This window comes from Micromonospora sp. NPDC047527, from assembly GCF_040643015.1.
GTDB lineage: Bacteria > Actinomycetota > Actinomycetes > Mycobacteriales > Micromonosporaceae > Micromonospora.
The window spans coordinates 487760-510131 of the sequence record NZ_JBEYTK010000001.1 but is presented as its reverse complement, the minus strand read 5'-3'; the positions used below and the strand labels follow the sequence as shown (position 1 = coordinate 510131).

The following is a 22372-nucleotide window of genomic DNA, read 5'->3' as shown; positions in this document are numbered from 1 at the left end:
GTGAAAAATCCGAGACGCCGCGTGAAGGGGCACCGCCCAAACCTCTGACAGAACCCGCGGATGGCCGCCGAACGTATTGGTGATCAGGTCTGAGCTGGGCAGCGGTGGACAACGCTGCGGGTCGGGGGCGAGTGGTGGGTCACCGACGGAACGGAGGGGCATGGGTGAGCCTCCTTGGTCCTTGGTAGGGCGGCGGCCGGTGCACGGCCTGTCAGGGCCGTAGGGGGGTGCCGGTGTGGGTGGTGTTGTCTTGCCAGCGGTTGCCGACTGGACGCGGGGAGTTGATCGGCATTGGGTTACTGGCGCGGTGCGGGTTACGGCGCATGGGTCGCAGGCTCGGCCCGTTCGGCACGGTGAGGGGCGGGCGGAGCGTGTACCCATAGCGGGCGAGCAGGTGCTCCGGTTCTGCGGGAACGGTGGTCCAGGAGGGCAGGTCGATGCGGTCGAGGCGGGCGCGGTGATGGCTGAGCAGGGCGCCGCCGTAGCCGGTCTTCTGCCGGGTTGGGGATACGGCGAGGAGCGCCATGTGGTAGTGCGGTTCGGTGGGCTGCTGCTGTGCGATCAGGCCCTCAAGGGCGTTGAAGCGCTCAGCGTGTGCTCCGGCGGCCTCCACGAGGCGGGTCGGGTAGTTGGCCGGTGGCGGGATCGGTCGGTAGCGGTGAAAGCCGACGATGGCGGCGGTGAGGTCGTCGGTGAGGTGCACGTCGCCGAAGAACATCGCGTGCTCCACCCACACCGCGACGACGTCGGTCATCACCTGGCGGCGCTGCGCCGCGTCCGGCACCAGCCAGGCACCGAGCGGGCTGGGGTGCAGGGCGTCGGCGATCAACGCGGCGACGGCCTGTCTGTCTGTCCAGCGAGCGGCGCGGATACGAACGTTTGAGTCCACGGCGTTGTCGTCCCTCTCGGCGGTCTATCGGTAGGTGGCGGTGGCGAGGTCACCGAGCACGGCGTCGACGGCGGCGGTGATCTCCCGGATGGGGCGGTGGTGTTGGGCGGCGATGGTTTTCAGGTGGGCGGTGAGGGTGGCGGTGTCGTCGTCGAGGTAGAGGTGGTCGGCGAGGCCGAGGACGGCGACGAGTCCGGCGAGCGCGGCGGTGTGGTTGTCCGGTTGTTCACGGCCGGCGGCGAGGTAGCGCAGCCGGGCGCGGGCGACGACGGCCCACTTGGTGTCGGTGGCGAGGTAGGCGTCGGCGCGGACCAGGCCGCCGAGGCGGCGGCGGGCGGTGTGGCGCAGGATGCCGGCGGCGACGAGTCCGGCGCGGGTGCGTTCGTACAGATCGTCGGCGAAGCTACGCAGGAACGCCTTCACGGTCGGGGTGGTCCGGGAGTGGTGGATCGCGGCGAGGGCGGTGTCGGCGATCAGGTCACCGACTGCCTGGTCGGAGTTCAGGCGTAGCCACCGGTCCGTGGCCGGATGGTCGCCGTAGGAGTCGAGGGTGATCCGTCCGGCGAGGAACAGGTCGATTAGCACTCCGCCGGCCATGCCGAGGGCCAAGGCTTGACGGTGCACGTGCGGCTGGCCGGTGTCGTCGTGGTGCCCGAGCAGGAACAGCTCGTCGCGCAGCGACAGCTGGGGTATCGACGCGGTCATCAGATGCCCCTATTCCTGAACTGCGGCAATGTCCCGCAGCCGGGCGTGAGCGTCGCGGTAGGCAGCCTGCGGCTGCGGGAGCAGGGCTTTGTCGATGGCCGCCAGAACGGTGTAGTTGGGGTCGCAGACGTTGCCGATGGGTGCACGCCCGGCCTGCGAGATGAGCTGATAGGCGTCCAGGGTTTGCAGGCCGCACATGTCGACGGTCCAGGCGGTGAGGTCCTGGTGGGCCATGCGGTAGGCGTCCTCCAGAGGGCGGGCGCAGCCGACCGACATGATGGTCGTGTCAGTTTCCAGGCGCGGCCAGGCGGTGGCGGCGCCCTTGACGACCTCGACGGCGAGGGTGGTGACGGTGGCGATCTCGACGCCGACGCCGCAGGCTTCGCCGTCTCCCTGGCGGGCGTGACCGTCGCCGAGGGCGAGCATCGCCCCGTGCACGTTCACCCCGAGATACAGGGTGGTCCCGGCGCGCAGTTCCGGGGTGTCGAGGTTCCCGCCGTAGTAGTCCGGAACGATCGTGGACCGGGACTCCATGCCACCTGGGGCGACGCCGATGGTGCCGATCATGGGATCCAGCGGCAGCTCGACGGTGTGCTCGCTGGCGGTGGCCCGGTAGCGGACGATGCCCGCGTGCCGGTCGATGTCGTACACCCACACCCGCTCCTCCAGCGGCGGCTGCAGGGTGGCTGTGTGCGAGGTCGATGTGAGTGCCCCGAAGTACGGGAAGGTAGCCGATACGCCCCAGTCCCGGGCCGGTTCGATCGACAGGAGGTGCACGGCGAGGGTGTCGCCGGGCTCAGCGTCCTCGACGAAGAACGGCCCCGACACCGGGTTCAGATACGGCATCTGGCAGACCTGCGAGGGCAGGTCCGCAGGGCCGCGTACGAGGCCGCCGAAGCAGTCCTGCGTGTGCACGGTGAACACGTCGCCGGAGCGGACGTGAGCCACCGGGAGACGGCCGCCGAAGGTGTAGGCCAACTCGTCACGGGCAGGCCGGTAGGTGAATTGACTCATCGAGATCACACCCGCTCCATGTCATGCCCGGCGGCCTGGGTGGGGGCCAGGCCGGACAGCACCGGCCGGCGGCCGGTCAGGTACAGACCGGCCAGGACCAGCACGCCGAGGCCAAGCCAGGCCAGGCCGAGGCGCTGGGCGGCGATGTTGGCGTTCACCACCACGTAGGCGAGGATCACGAACCCGATTCCGGGCATGAGCAGGTGCGCGAACCAGTTGCCGCTGCGACGGCGGATCAGGTGGTGCACGACCACGGAGACGTGCAGGACCAGGAACGCCACCATCGCCCCGAAGTTGATCAGCGACGACAACAGCGTGATGCCATCCGCCCGCGTCGCCATGTACAAGCCCAGGGCGAGGGACACGACGCCGGTGAGCAGGGTCGCGTTGATCGGCACGCTGCGGCGCACCGACACCTTCGCCAGGAATGCGGGGAGCTGCCGATCACGGGCCATCGCGTACAGCAGCCTGGACGTGGCGACCTGCGCGACCATCGAGTTCGGCAAACCCCATGCAATCGCGGTCGCCACCGCGCACACCGTCGCCAGCCAGCTCCCGCCGGCCACTGCGGCGGCGTCGTAGAAGGCGGTGCCGTTCACGTCGCCCTCGGCCAGCAGCCCGCCGGGGTTGGGCACGAGCATCGCCGCCAGCCATGTCTGCGCGATGAACAGCACCCCCGCCAGGACGAGCACGGCCGCCATCGCCCGGCCGATCTGCCGGGCGCCGTCACGGGTCTCCTCCGCCAACATGGAGATGCCGTCGAAGCCCAGGAACGACAGAACCGCGATTGACACCGCCCCCGCCACGAGGGACCAGGTGAAGGTGTCGGCGTTGTAGAACGGGTCCCAGCTGAACCGGCCCCTACCCGTCGCGAGGGCCCAACCGGCGACGACCAGGAACAACGCCAGGACGATCAGCTCACCGACAAGCATCACCCGAGTGACCACCGCCGTCATGCGGATGCCGACCGAGTTGACGACGGTGTTGACCGCGACGAACCCGAGCAGCCACAGCCACACCGGCACCGCCGGCACCGTGGAGTGCATCGCCACCGACGCCACCAGGTACAGCAGGCCGGGAACGAGCACGTAGTCGAGGAGGATCACCCAGCCGGCGAGGAACCCGACGGGCGGGCTGATACCCCGACCCGCGTAGTTGTAGACGCTGCCTGACATCGGGAACGCCTTCACCATCTGCGCGTACGAGAACGCGGTGAACACCAGCGCCACCACACCGATGGCGTAGGCGAGGGCCACCATGCCGCCAGAGCCCGCGTAGACGCTGCCGAAGATCGCCATCGGCGCGATCGGGACCATGTACACCAAGCCGTACGCCAACAGGTCCCGAAACCGCAGCTGGCGACTGAGTTCCTGCCGATAGCCGTAGCGGGCCAGGTCGTTCGAGGTTGTCATCGGTAATCCTCACGAGGATGAGAAGCGCGAGCAGGGCGCGGAGAGACGCCTGCCGGGTGGCCGTCAGCGACCCGGCGGCGACGGGCATCCGCGGTTGACGTTGCTATGGCAGCCACTCCATTCGTCACCGGCGGTGGCTACATCCGGACCGACGGTGATCCGGCTCGGCAAGCTTGCCAAGCGCATCTACGTGAATGGATCCCCAGCGGTGGTGAGATTTTCCCCCACCCGCGCACGCCCACGACCTGCACATACTTTGATCAATTAGCGGCGAGCTACCCACCTCACGGCCGCTGGCCTCGCCGCGCCCCGTACCGATTCCGATGAGAGGGGCGATACCGTGCGACAGGAAGCCGCACGTAGGAGGTGACCGCGATGGCAAGGACGACGGGCACCAAGGCGCAGCGCGATCACGTACGCCAGACACTGGCCGGTTTCGGAGCGACACCCACAGCCATCGCCGCCGAGCTGCAGCGCCGCTTCGGGCTGCGTCCCCGAGATGCCTTCCGCCAGGCCCATGGTTGGACCCAGGACGCGGTAGCCGAGAAATTGAACGCCAAAGGAAACGGTTCGGCGACGTTCACCGGGGCGCGGATCAGCGACTACGAACGGTGGCCCTTCGGCGGTCGTCGGCCCACCTTTGCCGCCTTGAACGCACTGGCGCAGGTCTTCGGCACCGAACCGGGCAGTCTGGTCGACCTCGACGACCTGACCGCTATGACAGAAGCAGACCGAGCGGCGCTAAGCGGCAGGAACGCCGCCCCGATGCCTGCACCATCGGTCGCATCCTCAGCACCGCCTGGCTCGATGGCTGAGCCTCTGCGGTGGGACCTCGGCGCCCTGCAGGACGAGACGGAACTGGTGATAGCGGTGGCAGAACGCACGGCGAGCTTCGGCACATGGGCCCAAGCCTCCAACGTCGGGCCTTTCACCCTCGACGATGTCGCTGCCTCCACCCGCAGGATTGCCGTCGACTACCTGACCGAGCCGCCCGTCGTCGTCTATGCGCGGGCCGGGCTTCTTGCCGACCGCGTATTCCGCCTTCTGCAGACCGGGCGTCAGAACCCTGATCAGTCGCGGGAGCTCTACACCTGGGCGGGCTACCTCTGCACACTGCTCGCCTGGATGGCCGGCGATCTCGGACACCCGGCCGCAGCCGAGTCCCAGGCACGCACCGCCTGGATGTGCGCCGAGACCGTCCGCGACAACACCCTCCGCGCCTGGGTTCTCTCCACGATCAGCAAGACCCACCTGTGGGAGCGGCGGTTCGAAGACGCGGCCAACGCCGCTGTGCGCGGCTACGGCCATGCCGCCGAGGGCAGCGCGGCGGTCATGCTGGCGTGCCAGGAAGCGGACGCGTGGGCGGAGATCGGCGCTGTCGAGCCGGCCCGGGCAGCACTGCAACGCGCCGAACAGGCCCGCCAACATGCCAGCCGCGACCCGGTGGGTGGCCTTCTCGCCTGCGGCACAGTGCGCCAACACAACTACGCTGGTTCGGTGCTGCTCCGCATCGGCGAGGCCGCCAACGCCATCCAGCACGCCGAGCACGCCCTGACGGAAGCCGCCGCGGACCCCTCGGTCGCCTACGGCACGCTCGCCCAGATCCGCATCTGGGCCGCCGCAGCACATCTCAAAGCCGGCAGCCTCGACGGCGCGGTCTCGGTCCTGTCACCGGTGCTCGCTCTGCCACCCGAACAGAGACTCGACCCGTTGGTGCACCGCCTGCGCGGCGTTGGGCGCAACATCGCCGGCAACCCGTCGCTGCGCACGAGCATCGAGGCCCGCAGTGTCCAAGCAGCCATCACCGAGTTCTGCGCCACCGGCGCCGCCCGGCAACTTCCATGAAACCTGGAGAACCCATGGCAGTCCCGCACGCCACCAATATCCGTAACCACTGGTACTGGCGACCGGGTTGGGGCATCGGCTCCCGCTTCTACACCTGGCACATCACCTTCGACGGGCAGCCCGAGATCGAGAAGCTCGCTGACCAGTACCGGTCCCTACTGTCTTCGCAGCCCAGCCTCGACGTCATTCCGAACCGATGGCTTCACCTCACCATGCAGGGCATCGGCTTCGTCCAAGATGTCGCCACCGACGACGTCAACGCCATCGTGGCCGCCGCCACTGACCGATGCTCGCGCCTGTCACCCTTCAATCTCACCATCGGCACCCCCCGTGTCGATCCCGAGTCCATCCAGATCGCTGTCGACCCGATCGAGCCCGTGCGGCAACTACGCGCCGCCATTCGTGCCGCCATCGCCGACGTCTGGGGGCAGGACCGCGTACCCGAAGCCGCCGAGCCCTACAACCCTCACCTCAGCCTGGCCTACACCAACACCGACGCTCCCGCAGCGCCGCTCATCGAGGCACTCTCCTCCGCCCCGAAGATCAGCGCGGACGCCCTGATCACCTCGTGCCAGCTCATCGTCCTCAACCGGGACGAGGGCATGTACGTGTGGGAACCGTACGCCACGGTAGAACTCGGTTCCTGAACCCTGTTACGTCCGCCATGTCACCCCGTGGTGGTGATCGTCAAGCCCATGCTTTCTCGCTCCGCGCCTCGTCGCGGGCGGCAGAGATCGCCGCCGCGATGGCTGCTCACTCGGCGGGCATTCGGGTGGAGAGGGCTGCGCCCGCCCCGAGGCGGGGCGGGCGCAGGTTAGGCGGCGCGTGGCGGTGCGGGTTGGTGTAGGCGGAGCAGGCGGGCGAGGGTGGCGGCTTGGTCAACAGTGGGGAGGCCGGCTTCAGCGGCCAGGGCTTGGATTTCGGTCTCGGTGGCGGGGTCGGTCAGGTGACGGGCCATCGACAGCGTCCCCGGCAGGACCAGAGGGGCAGTGTCGGTGGGGCCGGTCGGAGCCTCGTCGTCGGCCGCCCGCGTGGGCGGGGGCGACGGCGAGGGGTGCGTTGTGTTCGCGCGTGATCTCTGGTCACGGCGTGTGGCCATGTCCCTCCCAGGACGGCTCGTGGCGTGGGGGTGAGGTGTAGGGCCATGGCATCTCCTCTCGGTCGGCAGGGAGTTCTGAAGATCGATCGCCGGATACCGCCAGCCGGTGTCGGGCGGCGGATCGACGCGGTCGCCGGTCGGGTGACCTCGGCTGCGGCGTGTAGCGCGTGGAGGGCCGCGGACGGTGCCTCCGGTGGCCGCGGAAGTAAAGGCGTTCGCCACTCACAGCGACTCACAGCGGCGTGCCGCCGGTGTGAGTACGCGGGCGGGCGCTGATCCGTCGCCGAACAGCACTGCTGACAGAATCTGACAGCTCCCGTCCGACGCGCGCGGTCCGCTCTCGTCGCCTCGGTGCGCGCCTGTACGCGAACAACGGCTATCGCCCGCGGTGTGTGGGCCTTCAGGCCGCCGCACGCGCCGCATGTCCCGCCTGGCCTCATCAGGCGGGCCGCTCATCCGGGGCGGGCTGGTCGTGGCTGGGGTATTCCTCGTCGTGGCGGGTGTCGGTATAGGGCAGGTCGATGAGGCGGTGACGGCCGGCACGGCCGTGCAGTTGCCAGACCTGGTGGGCGGGGCTGGCGGCGAGGGCGGTGCGTAGCTCGGCGGTGGTGGTGGCGATGACGGTGGCCAGGCCGGTGCCGGCGATCCGGTGGTGCAGGTTCGCTTCGCGGCGGGCGGAGGGTAGGTGGAACAACACCGGCCACGCCCAAGCGCTCATCGTGTACAGCCGCTCGTATTTGATGACCTTGTCGATGAGGACCTGCAGGTTCTCACCGCTGGTGTCGTACTCGAGGAAGAACGGCACGGACCGTCCGTGCTCGGTCCACACCCCGGCGCCGTCCGGGCGGGGGAAACCGGTCGCTCCGGCGATGATGATCTGCGGGTCGCCGCCTGCGCGGTAGAGGGTGCCGGGCTGGTGGTAGGCGGACGCGGGCTGCCAGCGGACCAGTTCGGTGTCGGGGTGTGTGCGGGCGTGGGCGGCGAGGTCGATGAAGACCTGGTTACCGCCGAGCAGGTGCGGCAGGTCCGGCCGGGAGGTCAGCGATTGTTTGCGGCGGCGGGCCTGGTCCCGGCGTCCTCGTGGAAGGCCGCGTTGGACGTGAACGTGGTCGTAGCCGAGCTGGTCCAGGACGTAGTGGTACGGGTAGGAGCCTCCATCAGCCTTGTTGGGTCGGAACCGGTCGACCGCTCGCAGGGCGGTGAGGCGGCGTAGGCGGCGTTGGGTGAAGTCCAGGGACGGGAACAGGGCAGCGGCGATCTGGTCGGTGGTGAGGACGCCGTGGTCGTAGAGCCAGCCGAGGAGCCGGTCGTCGCGGGCGGTGATGCTGGCCTGCAGTCGCAGCAGTGGGTCCACGGTCGGTAGGTGTTTACCCATGGGCAGAAGCCCCTGGGGGGAGACCCGAGACTGGAGGGTCTGTCTGGAGCGGTCCCCGACTGCTGACGGCGGGGTTGACCTGGGCTGTGAGTGGCTGCGGGGGGTCGGGTTGGGGGTCAGGATCAAGGCGGACGGTCAAACGGAGAGCGGCACTGACTGCTGAACCGCCGGGCGCAGCGGGTGCCGTACGACGGTGCCGTGAGAGTGTGCGTGCCTCCGGTCGGCGACGCCGGTGGAGGTCGTGGGGTTGGGTCGTCATCGTTGTAGCTCCAAGGTCGAAGATGTGGGTGGGTGTGCGGTGCGCGCCGAACGCTGCGGCGGGAACACGCTGACAGGTCTGGTCAGGTGGTGTCAGCTGCCGCGCCTCCGGGGAGACGCGGGTCTGACAGCGGCGGCTCGATCTGACAGAAGCCGTGGGTCGAAGTTCTGTCACGCGGCCTCCCGGGCTGACAGATCCGGTTGGGGCGGGGTGGTCTCGGCGCGCAGGGCGCGCACGAGCGCGGAGGCGGTGGCGTTGGACAGCTGGTGCCCGTCCGCGCGTAGTTGGTGGGCGAGGGCTTTGCGGGACAGCGGTGTCCCCTCGGCGGTGAGGGCGCGGGCGGCGGTCCGGGCGGCAGGCACCAGCGCGGTGACCTCCGGGCCGTCCTCGTCTCTGGGGGCCTCGGTGTCTCGGCGGTCCAGGACCGCCAGGGGTTGGTCCGTGACGGCGGGGACTGCGGTCCCGCGGTCCGGGACCGCGGCGGCGGTGCCGGGGACCGGCGCTGTGGTGTCCGGGACCGACGCGTCGACAGCGGACGTCGGTCCGGGCTTCGTCCGCTCGGGCTGAGTGGTCTGGTTGGGCGGTTCAGAGTCGGCGCGGCCGAGTGCGATCTTCACCATCGCCAGGAAGCCCAGGGCTGGTAGGGCGGCGGCGATCCAGCCGATCACCGATGCCTCCGCCTCCACCACCTGCGCCGCCAGCGACAGCAGCACCGCCACCACGAGCATCGCGGCGGGGAAGGCGACGGACGTGCCGAGGCGCCGTTTGCGCCGTAGCTCCAGACCGGCGGCGATCGACATCAGCTCGAGGACGATCGCGTCGGCCCAGGCCAGCCAGCCCGGCTGGCCGTGCGCGGCGGCAACGTCGTGCACATGGGTGAACGACGCTGCACCAGCCGCGCCGCCGATCAACAGCATGATCGCTACCTGGGCGCGGTCCTCCCACCGCTCCCGCCTCGCAGCCACCAGGGTGGGTGAGTCGGGGTGTCGTTGGTCAGGTGTCGCCAACGGCCCACCACCTGGGTCCAGGCGGCGCGTGCACGGCCGCGGTCGGCGTTGTCGTGTGACGGCGGTCCGCGACGGCAGCCGCCGTCACGGACGGGTTGGTGTGGTGTGACATCACGTTCTGCTCCTCGAATTAGGTTGTAGGCGCGCGGCAGGGATCGGCCCCTGGGTCGCACCCGCCCACTCGGGTCAGCTTCCGGGCAGGCGCGACCCTGCCGGGTGACGCCCGGCCGGGCGGACCCCTCGTGCGTACAGGAAACGGCAAACAGTCACGATGGTCGAGTCAACGAACACGCCCCACCCCGCGCAGGGGCAGGCACCAGGGCAGCAGGCGTCGCCACAACCCGCACAGCAGGCTGCGATCAGCGCGCGGACACAGGGCAGACGGCCACGCCGAGCCACACCAGATCAACACTGACCACCGTCAACGCCACAGAAGCGTTCAGGTAGTGCGGCGGCTCAACTCGCCGACAGGCGATCCTTCATGCGGGGGCCTCCCTACTCTCAACGCCCCCGCGCGGCGTCGGCACGAACAACGGCAGGCACCCCGGTCTGGGGTGCCTGCCCGCTGCGTGTGTGGCCGACCGCGCCAACCAGCGCTGCGGGAACGTAACTCCATTACGCCCCGGAAAGCCGATGAAGTCAACCACTGATTCACCACAGGTCGGTCACCGACTCTTGCCAACGGTCCGGATGGGTGCTAACAGATCCACCTCCGTCCGTCGCGGTCGTCCTCAGTCCGGCCGACACGACGAAAAATTCTTTGGCAGGCTCACCTGTTGGACGCGGCCTCTTGCACGTGGGCTCCATGCGGGCCAGTGGGCAGCCGGCGCACGCCAGCCCGCACGTCAGGGCGCTGTTACGACAGTTTCTGCGGTAGTTCGTCGGCCAGGGGCGCGTGTCGCTAAGCGGCACCGGTGGGGTGAACACGTGCTGGGCGTTCAGGTCGGCGAGAAGTCACCGAGCCAGCCGATCGCGTCCAGCGACCAGCGACCAGGGTCGCCCGCTTGACCGGGGTGTCGTCGGGACGGCTCTGCTGTGCGTACCTATGGGCATCATGCGGTTAGCCAGATGCGCACTGCCGGCATTGATCTATCTCGCTGCCTGCCGCATGCTGTGAGGATACGGCGGGAGGTCGGTCGATGACTTCGGGTAGCCATGACGAGCTGGGTGGTTGCGGCATGTGCACGACTCACCCGGTCCAGACGAGGGCGCATGGCTAGGAGCGCCCGCACCCGCAGCTCGGCCAAAGCGCCCGTCCCCCTAGATCGACGTTCGTGTCGGCAACATCGACCCTAGCTTCTAACGATTCTTCACCGCGGATGAGGCGCAGGCGGTGCTGGCCGCCGGTTGCCAGCAGCGCCGGGTGCTGCCCGAGGAGTTGCGGGCGGTGCTCGACGTGCTCCCTCGGGCACCTCGCCGGCGGCTGATCGGGCAGGCCGTCAGCGACATCGCGGGCGGTGCGCAGGCGCTCTCCGAGATCGATTCCTGCGGCTGTGCCGCCGACACCGCCTACCCACCCCGACCTCCAGGAACATCGGGTTGACGAGGCGGGCCGTAACCGCTGGCTGGATGCGTACTGGCGAGAATGGCGGGTGCAGGGTGAAATCGACGGTGCGCACCACATGGACGCCCGGCACTGGGCGGCTGACATGCGCCGCCAGAACGATGTCTGGACCAGCGGCGATCGGATCCTGCGCTTCCCGGCCTGGCGGATCCGCGCCCGCCCCGACGAGGTCGCCGCGACGGTCCGCTGCGCCCTCATGGCCACTGGCTGGACTCCGACCCCACCTCGCCGCGACCGGGCACACGAGTAGATCTTGGACAGTTTCCGTTACCGGGGCTGACAGTTACCGGGGCTGACGGAAACTGTCCAAGATCTGCAATCGACGGGCGGTTTCAGCGGTCTACCGGCCATCGCCGCTGTCGGCGGCCAAGGTGAGAGTCGGCGCGGACCCGCCGGCTCGCCGCCGACCCGCAGGCGGCGGCGCGCTGGGGCGACCACACCCGCTGTCCGGCAGGTCGACTGACCGCGCGTCCGGCTGGCCCGAGGAGCGGGCCAGCCGGACGGCACAGCGTCAGCCCGCCGGCGCAGCGCCGCCCGCCGGCACGGCGTCAGCCCACCGGCACGGCGTCAGCCGCTCGTGCAGACGGTGCCGTTCACTGTGAACGCCGTGGGCAGCACGTTCGGGCCGCTGTACGCGCCGACGAAGCCGGCACTCACGCTGGCCCCGGCGGCGATCTGCCGGTTGTCGTCGGTCGGGGTGACCCGCACGGCCGTGCCAACCTGCTCCCAGTTGGCGCTCCAGCCGCTGCTCATCTGCTGCCAGCCGGTCGGCCAGGTCCAGGTGAGCGTCCAGCCGGTGATCGGCTTCGTCCCGTTGTTGATGATCTCGACTCCCCCGATGTAGCCGTTGCCCCAGTCGTTGTTGGTGGTGAAGCGGACGGTGCAGGCGCTCGTGGTCGGGCTGCCGGTGGCGAAGGTGAGCGGCGGCGACGACCACGACACCCGTCCGGCGGTGTCCCGGGCCAGGACGTTCACCGTGTACCTGCTGCCCGGCACCAGGTTGCCGACAGTGAACGAGGTGCCCGCCGTCTCGCCGAACTGCTCGCTGACGGCACTGTTCTGCCGGTACACCTCGTACTTGGCGATCGGGCTGCCGCCCGGCGTGGCCGCCGGCCAGGTGATCGTCGCGGTGCGGTCGGTGACGCCACTGGCGGTGGGCTGGCCCGGCGCCGACGGCCGCCCGGCGGTCGCGCCGGCCGGTCGCAGCACAAGCGTGGTCAGCGAGTACGCGGGCAGCGTCCGACTGGTAGCGGAGCCGGACTGGCTGGTGGTGATGCCCGTCGCCCCGTTGGTGAAGGTGGACACTGTCGGCGCGGCGGTCGACGGGGTGAACCCGGCGTAGTCGATGGCGACGGTGTGCGCGGCGTCCGGGTCCTTGTTGATCAGCAGCACCGCGAGGTCACCGTTGGGGCGGCGTACCGCGTGCGCGCTGACCAGCGAGTCGCTCGTGCCGGCGCGAACGAACTGGTCGCCGGCCTTGGCGAACAGCTTCATCATGGTGAGCCCGTGGTACGGCGCGAACGGCGTGTTCAGCGGCGGTTCACACACCGAGCCGTCCTCGGTGCAGGCGCCGCTGGACAGGAGCCCGAAGTCGCCGTAGTCGGTCTGGCCTGCCACCTCGGACACCGTGCCGATGCCGTTGTGCACGTTCCACCACTGAACGGTGAAGACACCGCTGGACAGCAGCCCGCTGTAGACGTCGGCCAGGAAGAGTGCCGCCGGCTGGGTGGTGCGGCCGACGTCGACGTTCAACTCGGTGAAGCTGATGCCGATGCGCCCGGCGTTCGGGCCCGCGTACTTGGCGAGTTGCTGGCGGAGCAGGTACGTCGCGTCGGGAAGGTGGTTGGTCCGGGCCAGCGAGTCGGCGGCCGTGCCGCCCGGGTACCAGTGCACGTCCACGAAGTCGATCTTCGGGCCGGCGATGGAGAGCACGGTCCGGTTCCAGGGGCCGGGGTCACTGCCGGCGGTGATCCCGTCCGGCCAGTTGCCCGGCATCGTCAGCACCGCGCCGACCTTGATGCTCGGGTCGACCGCCTTCATCGCGTCGGCGTACTCGACGACCAGCCGCGCGTACTGGCTCGCGCTCTTGTCCGGGTGGTCGTCCGCCTCCCACGCCGAGCCGTAGTGCCCGTTGCCGTAGTTCTCGTTGCCGACGGTCCAGTACCGCGTGCCGTAGCCCTTCGTCACGTTGGCGTACCGCACCCAGTCGGCGGCCTCGGCCGGCGTGCCGGTGCCATAGTTCGCGATGATCATCGGCTGGGCGCCGGCCCGCTTGACCGCCGCCATGAAGGTGTCGAAGTCGGTGTTGGGCGCCACGTACCCGCCGGGCGCGGTGTGGTCCTTCCAGTGGTAGATGTCGGCGTACGAGCCGCCGGGGTAGCGCATCATCTGCACACCGGCGTCGCGCAGCAGGTCCGACGTCTCGGCGGTGCCCAGGTTCTGGTCCCAGATGGCGTGGTTGACGCCCAACGCCGTGTCGGGCACGGTCGCCAGCCCCGCGCGGGCGTTCACGGTCACGGCGACCGGGTCGGCCGCCGCGCTGGCGGTGGAGGAGTTGATGCCGGAGAGCGCGCCCGCGGTGAGCAACAGGCTCACCAGAAATGCCGTGCGGGCTTTCGGTTTACGCATGGGCGGAGTTCCTTCGCGGAGACTGAACAGTGAGTCGCCCAGCCGGTCAGGGTGCGGCGCGGCGGCGGGCGGACCCGTGGACGGATGGCTCCCGGTGCTCCATCGCTCGTGTCACCGTCCCCCGGGACCCGTGCTGCGTCCCGGCTGCCCATTGGACGGCGGTCAGCCCCGCGCGTGGCTTCATCGACGGCCAAGAATGTCACGGACGGTTCGACGATCTCAAGGGGTACGCCACGCGACCCGCGCCAGCACGGCCCTTACGTAGCTCGACCCCGAGGCGGTCGTCGGGAGCGCCGCCGGAATAGTCTCGCGAGATGCGGGGACGATTGCGTGCGGCCAGACGCTGGTACGCGGGACGCCGACGGTACGTCCGTTGGACGCTCCTCGTGCTGGTGGCGGGCGCGGTGACGCTGGCCGGCGGCACGGTGGGCAGCGTGACGTGGGTCCGCGGCGCCGCGGACGGCCACCTCTACAGCGAGGTCGACGTGCCGGACGCGCCGGTGGCCCTGGTCCTGGGCACCAAGGTGGACACCGACGGCACGCCGTCACCGTTCCTCGCGGCCCGGCTGGAGATCGCCCGGCGGCTGTTCGACGCCGGCAAGGTGCGGGCGATCCTGGTGTCCGGCGACAACATGAACGCCGATTACAACGAGCCGGCCGCGATGCTGCGGTGGCTGGTCGACCGGGGTGTGCCGGCGCGGAACGTGGTGCTGGACTACGCGGGCTTCGACACGTACGACTCGTGCGCGCGGGCGGAGCGGATCTTCGGGGTGACCCGGGCCACGGTGGTGACCCAGTCCTTCCACCTCCCCCGCGCCGTGGCGCTGTGCCGCCGCCTGGGCATCGACGCGAACGGTGTGGGTGACGAGACCGCGAGGCGGTACGCCCAGACGTGGCGGGTCAGCTCCGTACGCGAGAACGGCGCCTGTCTGAAGGCGGCGCTGGACGTGCTCTCCGGCCGGGATCCGGCGCACCTCGGACGCCGGGAGACCGGCGTCGACGACGCTCTGCGCGACGCCTGACGGGGGTCGGGCTGGTCAGCGCGGCGGTCGGGCGCTGTCGCGGATGACGAGTTCGGTGGCGAGTTCGATGCGCGGGCTCTCGGTCTTCTCGCCGCTGGCGAGCCGCAGCACGGTTCGCGCGGCCAGCATGCCCATCTCGGCCAGGGGCTGGCGGATCGTCGTCAGCGGCGGGGAGCACCAGCGGACCTCCGGCAGGTCGTCGAAGCCGACCACGCTGATGTCGTCGGGAACGCGCAGGCCCCGCTTACGAACCGCCTCGTAGACGCCGAGGGCCATCTGGTCGCTGGAGGCGAAGATGGCGGTGGGCGGGTCGGGCAGGGCCAGCAGTTGGATGGCCGAGGTGTAGCCGGCCTCGTGATAGAAGTTGCCGGGTCGGATGAGTGCTTCGTCGACGGGGACACCGGCGGCGCCGAGTGCGGCGCGGTAGCCGTCCATCCTGGCCCGGCTGCACATCAGGTGCGGCGGCCCGGCGATGAAGCCGATGCGGCGGTGGCCGAGTTCGAGCAGGTACTGGTTGGCGCTCAGGCTGCCCGCCCAGTTGGTGGCGCCGATGGTGGGTGACTCCAGCGGGTCGACACCGGCGGGGTCGATGATGACCACCGGCAGGTGCAGCCGGCGCAGTTCGGCCTGCAGCGGTGGGTTCACCATCGAGGTCACGAAGATGACGCCCTCGGTGGAGCGGGTACGCATGTTGTCCAGCCACTGTTTGGCCGAGGTGATGCGCCAGTGGATGGCGGAGACGACGGTGCCGACGCCGCTGCTCTGGGCGACGTCCTCCACCCCGCGGATGATCTCCACGGCCCAGGGGCTGTCCAGGTCGTTGAAGACCAGGTCGATGAGGGCGGCGTCGGTCCGCCTGGCCTGCGAGCGACGACGGTAGCCGTGCTGGTTCAGCAGCGCCTCGACGCGTTCCCGGGTGCCGGGGGCGACGTCGGAGCGGCCGTTGATGACCCGGGAGACCGTGGGCACGGAGACACCGGCCAGTCGCGCGATCATGGCGATGGTGACGTTTCGGCCGTTGTCGGAGCCCACGGTCCCCTCCTTCGTCTGGCGGGTTGCTTCAGGTCGGCTGACGGTTCGCTGTCACCCCTTGACGCTGCCGGTCAGGCCGCCGATGAGCTGCCGTTCGGCCACGGCGTAGAAGCCCAGGGCGGGAAGCATGGACAGGACGACGTAGGCGAGCACCCGGGCCGTGTCGTCGGCGTACTGGCCCTGGAACGCCTGGACCCCGACGGGCAGGGTCCACCAACTCTGGTCGCTGAAGACCACCAGCGGCAGCATGAAGTTGTTCCAACTGGTCACGATCGCCAGTACGGAGACGGTGGCCAGGGCGGGACGGGCCATCGGCAGCAGGACCCGCCAGAAGAAGCCGAAGGGGCCGCACCCGTCGAGGACGGCGGCCTCCTCGACCTCGGCGGGGATGGTGCGGAAGAACTGCCGCAGGATGATGATGGTGATCGGCAGCCCGAAGGCGGCCTGGGGCAGGATCACGCCGAGCGGGTTGTCCAGCAGACCAACGCTGCGCAGCAGGACGAACAGCGGCAGGATGGCCACCGCGAACGGGAACATCAGGCCGATCGCGAACAGGGTCACCAGGAGTTCACGGCCCCGGAAGGCGTAGCGGGCGAAGACGAACGCCGCCATCGCCGCCGCGCCGACGACGATGAGGGTGCTGCTCACGGCGATGAGCAGGCTGTTGCCGAGCTGCCGCCAGAACACCTCGGTGCCCAGGATCTCCAGGTAGTTCGGCACCCAGGGATCGGGCCAGCCGAGCGGGTTGGTGGACAGCTGTCCGTTGTCCTTGAAGCCGCCGAGCACCCCGAACCAGACCGGTACGACGATCAGCGCGCCGACGGCGACGCAGACGAGGTGCAGAACGACGCTGCGGGTTCGCTGGGCGCGGTTCACCGTGCCGCTCATCGCTGGTCTCCCTGGTTGGTGATCGCGCCCGCGGTGTCCCGGCGCAGAACGATGCGCTGGTAGAACAGTGCGAAGACGAGGCTCAGCAGGAACATGATGATGCTGATCGCGCTGGCGTAGCCGACCTCGAAGCGGCGGAAGCCGTACTGGTACATCGTCACGGCGAGGGTCTCCGAGGAGTGGACCGGGCCGCCGCCGGTGAGCACCCAGACCATGTCGAACAGTTGGATGGTGCCGATGACCGACAGGAACACGCTGATCCGGATCGTGGGCCCGAGCAGCGGCAGCGTGACGTGTCGGAACGCCTGCCAGGCGGTGGCGCCGTCGGTGACCGCGGCCTCGGACAGCTCCTTGGGGATGCCCTGGCGAGCGGCCAGGAACAGCATCATGTAGAGGCCGAAGTACTTCCAGGACACCACCAGGAAGACGGCGAACAGCACGGTGTCCGGGTCGGCGAAGATCGTGCCCGCGTCGGCACCCAACCACCGGGCGACCCCCTCGCCCAGGCCCCGGTTGGGTGAGAACACCAGCGTGAACAGGACGGCCGTGGTGACCTCGGAGAGGACGTACGGCGCGAAGAAGATCAGCCGGTAGGCGGCCCGACCACGCAGCGGCTGGTTGAGGAGCATGGCCAGGGCCAGCGCGGCGGGCAACTGCACGGCCAGGGACAGCACCACCAGCACGAACCCGCGCCACAGGTCCCCGCGGAAGGTCGGGTCGCTGAAGGCGCGGGTGTAGTTGTCCAGCCCGACGAAGTTCTCGGGCAGCCCGAAGCCGTTCCACTTGTAGAAGCTGGCGTAGCCGGCCACCACGATGGGGGCGACGACCAGCAGCAGGAACAGCGCCAGGGCAGGCGCCAGGAAGACAGCGAGCACGCGACCCCGGCCGGGCCGGGGCTGGCGGCCGCGCTGTCGCGCGGTGCCCGGCCCCGGTGCCGGCGGGTCGGTCGCCGTGTCGCCGCGTCTGACGTCCGACACGGTCGATGGCCTGGTCATGCCTGCTCCACTCGGGTTCTACGGCCGGCTACGGATGGGCGGGTCGACACGATCAGACGGTCTTCGCCACCTGCGTGATGTCCTTGACGATCGCCGCGGGCTGCTTGTTGCCGGCGATCAGTTCGGCCACGCTGTCGTTGATCTGCTGGCCGAGTGCGGGCGCGTACGCCTGGTCGAGGTAGAGCTGGAAGCCGGTGTTCTTGGCCAGGGCCTCCGCGACGACCTTGTTGTTGGGGTCGCTGATGGCCGAGGTGGCCTCCTTCACCGTGGGCAGCACCGCGCCGGTCTCCGCGGATCGACGCTGGTTCGCGGCGCTGAGCAGGAACTTCAGGAAGTCGATGGTGGCCCCCGGCGCGTCCTTGCCGACAGCGAAGCCGTTGCCGCCGCCGAACACCTCGGTGGAGGACCCCTTGCCGCCGTCCACGGACGGGAACGGGAAGAAGCCCAGCTTGTCGCCGAGGCCCTTCTTGCTGGTGGAACTGGACGCCTGCACCGCCGGCGCCCACTGCCCCATCAGCTCCATGCCGGCGTTGCCATTGCCCATGGTGGCGGCCTGACCGTCGGGTGAGCCGTACTCAGCGCCGAGGAAGCCCTTCTGGAACGGTTGCAGGTCGACGAGTTCCTTGAGCCGCTCACCAGCGGCGACGAGGTCGGGGGTGTCGAAGTTCTTGCCGTCTACGGCCTTCTGCAGCGCGTCGACCCCACCGATTCGCATGGCCAGGTAGGACCAGTAGAAGTGGGCCGGCCACTTGTCCTTGCCGGCCAGGGCGACCGGGGTGACCCCGGCGGCCTTGAGCTTGCGGACCGCGTCGAGCAGTGCCGCCCAGGTGGTGGGGGCTTCGGTGATGCCGGCGTGGGCGAAGTGGTCCTTGTTGTACCAGAACCCGACCATGCCGATGTCGAACGGGATGCCGTAGACCTTGCCGTCGATCGTGTACGGCTCCATGGCGGCGGGCAGGATGCCGCCGACCACGTCCTTCACGTCGTCGGTGAGGTCCTTGACCAGACCGGCATCGACCTGCTGCTTGAGCACGCCGCCACCCCAGGACTGGAAGAGGTCCGGAGGGTCGCCGGCCTGGGTGGCGGTGGTGAGCTTGGCCTTGAACGCCTCGTTCTCCAGCGGCTGGATGGAGAAGGAAACGTTGCTGTGCGCGGTCTTGTACTCCTCGGACAGCGCGGCCCACACGGGCAGCATCGGTTCGGTGTTCTGGATGTGCCACCAGTTGATGGTCTGCGGGGCGTTCGGGTCGCTCGACGCTTCGTCGCCGCTGCACGCGCTGAGCAGGTAGGCACCGGCGCCGGCACCGGCGAGGCCGAGCAGCGTTCGGCGGGTGAGGTGGGTGGTCATGATCCATCCCTTCGGGGACTCACTGACGGTGCGGAAACGCCGGCCAGGCCGGCAAGGGTTCAGACCTGGATCTCCGGAACTTTCAATGCTTCGTCGGTATTGCCGATCGATGGCCGGCACGCTACGAGCAGTTTCGGTGGCGGTCAAGACCCCTGTCCAGTCGGGAAAAGACCGGCTAGCGTAGTGAAGACTTCCTATGGCTTGGTACCGCATAATTTCCGGAAATTTCTTAAACCCGCGCACAGAGGAGCCCTCGTGTCGACCGACACCGCTGACGTGGCGACCGCTGCCTGGTTGATCCGCAACCCCGTCCTCGCCGGGTTCCACCCGGATCCGTCGATGCTGCGCGTCGGCGACGACTTCTACCTGGCTACCTCGACCTTCGAGTGGTATCCGGGGGTCCGCGTGCACCACTCGCGCGACCTCGTCAACTGGCGCACCCTGGGCGGGATCATCACCGACCGCCGCCTGCTCGACCTGCGGGGATGTGGCGACTCCAACGGTGTATGGGCGCCCGACCTGACGTACCACGACGGCGAGTTCCACCTCGTCTACAGCGACGTGGCCAGCTTCGCCAGCGGCTACTGGGACCCGCAGAACTTCCTGGTGACCGCGCCCGACATCGCCGGGCCCTGGTCGGACCCGGTGAAACTGCACGGCCGAGGTTTCGACGCCGCGCTGTTCCACGACGACGACGGCACCAGCTGGCTGCTGAGCATGAGCGCCGACTGGCGACCCGGCCGGGACCGCTTCGGCGGCATCGAGATCCAGCAGTACGACCGGGCCGCGCGCCGTCTCGTCGGCCGACCCCGGATCCTGTTCACCGGCACGCCGGTCGGGGTCACCGAAGGCCCGCACCTGTACCGCCACGACGGCTGGTACTGGCTGATCACCGCCGAGGGCGGCACCAGCTGGGAGCACCAGGTCACCGTGGCGCGGTCGCGGGAGTTGTTCGGGCCGTACGAGGTGGACCCGGACGGGCCGCTGCTCACCTCCGTCGGCCGCCCCGACCTGCGGTTGCAGAAGGCCGGCCACGGCAGCCTGGTCCGCACCCCGGACGGCGGGTGGTATCTGGCGCACCTGGTGGCCCGGCCCTACTCGCCGCTGGGCAACTGCGTGCTGGGGCGCGAGACCGCGATCCAGCGGGTCGAGTGGCCCTCGGGTGGCTGGCCCCGGATCGACGGAGGCGTGCCGGCCGAGGAGGTCGTCGCCCCCGACCTGCCTCCGCACCCGTGGCCGGCGGAGCCCGCCACCGACCACTTCGACGAACCCGAGTTGGGGCCGTGCTGGTCGACGTTGCGCCGACCGGCCACCGCGGACTGGATCGACCTGCGCTCGCGTCCGTCGCACCTGCGGGTGCACGGCGGACAGTCGCCGGTGGGGCGGCAGGCCCCGAGTCTGGTGGCACGGCGCGTCGGCGCGACGCACTGCTCGCTGGAGACCTCGGTCGAGTTCGACCCGCTCGACCACCGGCAGCTCGCCGGGATCACCGCCTACTACAACAGCCTCAACTGGCACCACCTCTACCTGACCCGTGCCGACGACGGGCGTACGGTTCTGGAGTTGCTCAGCTCCGACAACGGTCGGCGCACCGCGCACCCGGAGCTGACCGTCGACGCCAGCGGCGTCACCCGGGTCGGTCTGCGGGCGGTGTTCGACGGGCCGGTGGTGCGCTTCGACTACGACCTCGGCGGCGGTTGGCAGCGGCTCCCCGTCGACCTGGACGCGACCATCCTGTCCGACGAGCACGCGGCACTGATCATCGACGGCGAGCCGGCGGCGTGGGGCTTCACCGGGGCGTTCCTCGGCCTGTGGGTGCAGGATCTCGGCGGCGACGGCGTGTACGCCGACTTCGACCTGGCCACCTATCAGGAGCACTGACGACGGGGGGTGCCGACCGGGGAAGCGATCCTTCTCCCGGTCGGCACCGCAGCTTGGCCGGCCGATTGAACGTTTGACGTCGCATCGACGTACTGGTAACTGTAAATACAGTTTCCTGATTTTGCGACGTCCACGGCCGACACGCCAGCGGCCGGCCGGCGGTGCGCCGCCGCATCCCCCGAGGAGCATCATGGTGCGCATGAGGACAACCGCCTACGTCGTGGGCGCGCTGCTGATCGGCGTCGCGGCGGTCGGCTTCGGCCTGCCGTCGGCCAGCGCCGCGACCGCCGGCCCGATCACCGGCCTCGGCGGCAAGTGCGTCGACGTCGCCGGGGCCGCCACGGCCAACGGCACACCGGTCCAGCTCTACGACTGCAACGGCACCGCGGCCCAGACGTGGACGGTCGGCAACACCGACACCTCGATCCGCGCGCTCGGCAAGTGCCTCGACGTCACCGCCGCGTCGACGGCCGACGGCGCGAAGGTCCAGTTGTACGACTGCAACAACACCGGCGCCCAGACATGGGCGGCCAGCAACGGCGCGCTGGTCAACACCGGCTCGGGCAAGTGCCTCGACGTGACCGACCGGAGCACGGCCAACGGCACCCGGTTGCAGATCTGGACCTGCTCGGGCACCACCAACCAGCGCTGGACGCTTCCCGGCGGCGGTGGCGGCACCCCCACCCCGACCACTCCGGCCGGGGTCAACCTCGACGACCCGACCAAGAAGGACGTCGCCATGCAACTCGTCTCGGCGGCGGAGAACTCCTCGCTCGACTGGCGGGCGCAGTTCTCCTACATCGAGGACATCGGCGACGGGCGAGGCTACACCGCCGGCATCATCGGCTTCTGCTCCGGCACCGGCGACATGCTCGAACTGGTCGAGGCGTACACCCGCACCAAGCCGGGGAACGTGCTGGCCGCGTACCTGCCGGCGCTGCGCGCCGTCAACGGCACGGCGTCGCACGCGGGCCTCGACCCCAACTTCCCCCGCGACTGGCGGGCCGCGGCCACCGACCCGGTGTTCCGGGACGCCCAGGAGGCCGAGCGGGACCGGGTGTACTTCAACCCGTCGGTACGCGACGGCAAGAACGACCAGGTCCGGGCGCTCGGCCAGTTCGCCTACTACGACGCGGCGGTGATGCACGGGTACGAGGGCATGCGTCAGATCCGCAGTCGGGCCCTCGCCCGCGCGAAGCCGCCGGCCCAGGGTGGCGACGAGCGGGCCTGGCTCCACGCGTTCCTCGACGAGCGGGTCATCGAGATGCGCAAGGAGGCGGCCCACTCGGACACGTCCCGCGTCGACACGGCCCAGCGGGTGTTCCTCAACAACGGCAACCTCAACCTGAACACGCCGCTGGTGTTCGCCGTCTACGGCGACCAGTTCCGGATCGGCTAGCCCGCCGGCG

18 protein-coding genes are annotated in these 22372 nt (G+C 69.7%); 7 read left to right on the top strand and 11 right to left on the bottom strand.

The genetic code is table 11. The features are described from left to right. Positions 1–211 precede the first annotated feature (211 nt). The 4 genes from ABZ808_RS02150 to ABZ808_RS02135 are packed head-to-tail and all read right to left on the bottom strand — an operon-like array spanning position 212 to position 4020. Positions 212–889 (bottom strand): N-acetyltransferase, encoded by a 678-nt coding sequence (locus ABZ808_RS02150; RefSeq protein ID WP_356999664.1) that lies wholly within the window; start codon positions 887–889, stop codon positions 212–214. Positions 890–913: 24 nt separating this feature from the next. Then, on the bottom strand, positions 914–1594 hold the full coding sequence (locus tag ABZ808_RS02145; RefSeq protein WP_356999662.1) for a GPP34 family phosphoprotein: 681 nt from the start codon (positions 1592–1594) through the stop codon (positions 914–916). 9 nt (positions 1595–1603) lie between these two features. After that, entirely contained in the window at positions 1604–2617 is a 1014-nt protein-coding gene (locus tag ABZ808_RS02140) for an acetamidase/formamidase family protein (protein ID WP_356999660.1), read from the bottom strand. Further along, positions 2614–4020: an APC family permease gene (locus ABZ808_RS02135; protein WP_356999658.1), complete on the bottom strand. Its 1407-nt coding sequence runs from the start codon at positions 4018–4020 to the stop codon at positions 2614–2616. The genes ABZ808_RS02140 and ABZ808_RS02135 overlap by 4 nt, the downstream gene beginning before the upstream one ends. A 375-nt stretch (positions 4021–4395) precedes the next feature. Between ABZ808_RS02135 and ABZ808_RS02130 the strand changes: the two genes are divergently transcribed. Together ABZ808_RS02130 and ABZ808_RS02125 are read left to right on the top strand one after the other, a co-directional pair. Next, positions 4396–5865, top strand: a complete 1470-nt coding sequence (locus ABZ808_RS02130) for a helix-turn-helix transcriptional regulator (RefSeq protein ID WP_356999656.1) — start codon at positions 4396–4398, stop codon at positions 5863–5865. A 14-nt stretch (positions 5866–5879) separates the two neighbouring features. Continuing rightward, positions 5880–6512, top strand: coding sequence for a 2'-5' RNA ligase family protein (locus ABZ808_RS02125; RefSeq protein WP_356999653.1), 633 nt, complete (start codon positions 5880–5882; stop codon positions 6510–6512). An 891-nt stretch (positions 6513–7403) separates the two neighbouring features. Here the strand turns inward: ABZ808_RS02125 and ABZ808_RS02120 are convergent. Together ABZ808_RS02120 and ABZ808_RS02115 are read right to left on the bottom strand one after the other, a co-directional pair. After that, entirely contained in the window at positions 7404–8339 is a 936-nt protein-coding gene (locus ABZ808_RS02120; RefSeq protein ID WP_356999650.1) for a replication-relaxation family protein, read from the bottom strand. A gap of 429 nt (positions 8340–8768) precedes the next feature. Next, positions 8769–9605: a DUF2637 domain-containing protein gene (locus tag ABZ808_RS02115; RefSeq protein WP_356999647.1), complete on the bottom strand. Its 837-nt coding sequence runs from the start codon at positions 9603–9605 to the stop codon at positions 8769–8771. A 1333-nt stretch (positions 9606–10938) separates the two neighbouring features. Between ABZ808_RS02115 and ABZ808_RS02110 the strand changes: the two genes are divergently transcribed. Continuing rightward, a complete protein-coding gene (locus ABZ808_RS02110; RefSeq protein WP_356999644.1) occupies positions 10939–11148 on the top strand; it encodes a hypothetical protein in 210 nt (69 codons plus the stop codon). 49 nt (positions 11149–11197) lie between these two features. After that, positions 11198–11419 (top strand): hypothetical protein, encoded by a 222-nt coding sequence (locus ABZ808_RS02105; protein ID WP_356999641.1) that lies wholly within the window; start codon positions 11198–11200, stop codon positions 11417–11419. A 317-nt stretch (positions 11420–11736) separates the two neighbouring features. On the opposite strand, the gene ABZ808_RS02100 is transcribed toward ABZ808_RS02105, so the two are convergent. Next, positions 11737–13797 (bottom strand): cellulose binding domain-containing protein, encoded by a 2061-nt coding sequence (locus ABZ808_RS02100; RefSeq protein ID WP_356999638.1) that lies wholly within the window; start codon positions 13795–13797, stop codon positions 11737–11739. Positions 13798–14111: 314 nt separating this feature from the next. Between ABZ808_RS02100 and ABZ808_RS02095 the strand changes: the two genes are divergently transcribed. After that, the gene (locus tag ABZ808_RS02095; RefSeq protein ID WP_356999635.1) at positions 14112–14819 is read left to right on the top strand and encodes an ElyC/SanA/YdcF family protein; all 708 of its coding nucleotides are present in this window, start codon (positions 14112–14114) and stop codon (positions 14817–14819) included. Positions 14820–14834: 15 nt separating this feature from the next. On the opposite strand, the gene ABZ808_RS02090 is transcribed toward ABZ808_RS02095, so the two are convergent. The 4 genes from ABZ808_RS02090 to ABZ808_RS02075 are packed head-to-tail and all read right to left on the bottom strand — an operon-like array spanning position 14835 to position 19082. Further along, the gene (locus ABZ808_RS02090; protein WP_356999632.1) at positions 14835–15851 is read right to left on the bottom strand and encodes a LacI family DNA-binding transcriptional regulator; all 1017 of its coding nucleotides are present in this window, start codon (positions 15849–15851) and stop codon (positions 14835–14837) included. Between the two features lie 51 nt (positions 15852–15902). Beyond that, complete coding sequence (locus tag ABZ808_RS02085) at positions 15903–16739, bottom strand: carbohydrate ABC transporter permease (protein ID WP_356999629.1); 837 nt, start codon at positions 16737–16739, stop codon at positions 15903–15905. Continuing rightward, positions 16736–17734, bottom strand: coding sequence for a sugar ABC transporter permease (locus ABZ808_RS02080; RefSeq protein WP_356999626.1), 999 nt, complete (start codon positions 17732–17734; stop codon positions 16736–16738). Before ABZ808_RS02080 ends, ABZ808_RS02085 begins: the two co-directional genes overlap by 4 nt. 52 nt (positions 17735–17786) lie before the next feature. Further along, entirely contained in the window at positions 17787–19082 is a 1296-nt protein-coding gene (locus ABZ808_RS02075; protein WP_356999622.1) for an extracellular solute-binding protein, read from the bottom strand. A 255-nt stretch (positions 19083–19337) separates the two neighbouring features. On the opposite strand from ABZ808_RS02075, the gene ABZ808_RS02070 reads away from it, so the two are divergent. Then, on the top strand, positions 19338–20963 hold the full coding sequence (locus tag ABZ808_RS02070; protein ID WP_356999619.1) for a glycoside hydrolase family 43 protein: 1626 nt from the start codon (positions 19338–19340) through the stop codon (positions 20961–20963). 190 nt (positions 20964–21153) lie between these two features. Beyond that, entirely contained in the window at positions 21154–22362 is a 1209-nt protein-coding gene (locus ABZ808_RS02065; protein ID WP_356999616.1) for a chitosanase, read from the top strand. Positions 22363–22372: the final 10 nt, after the last annotated feature.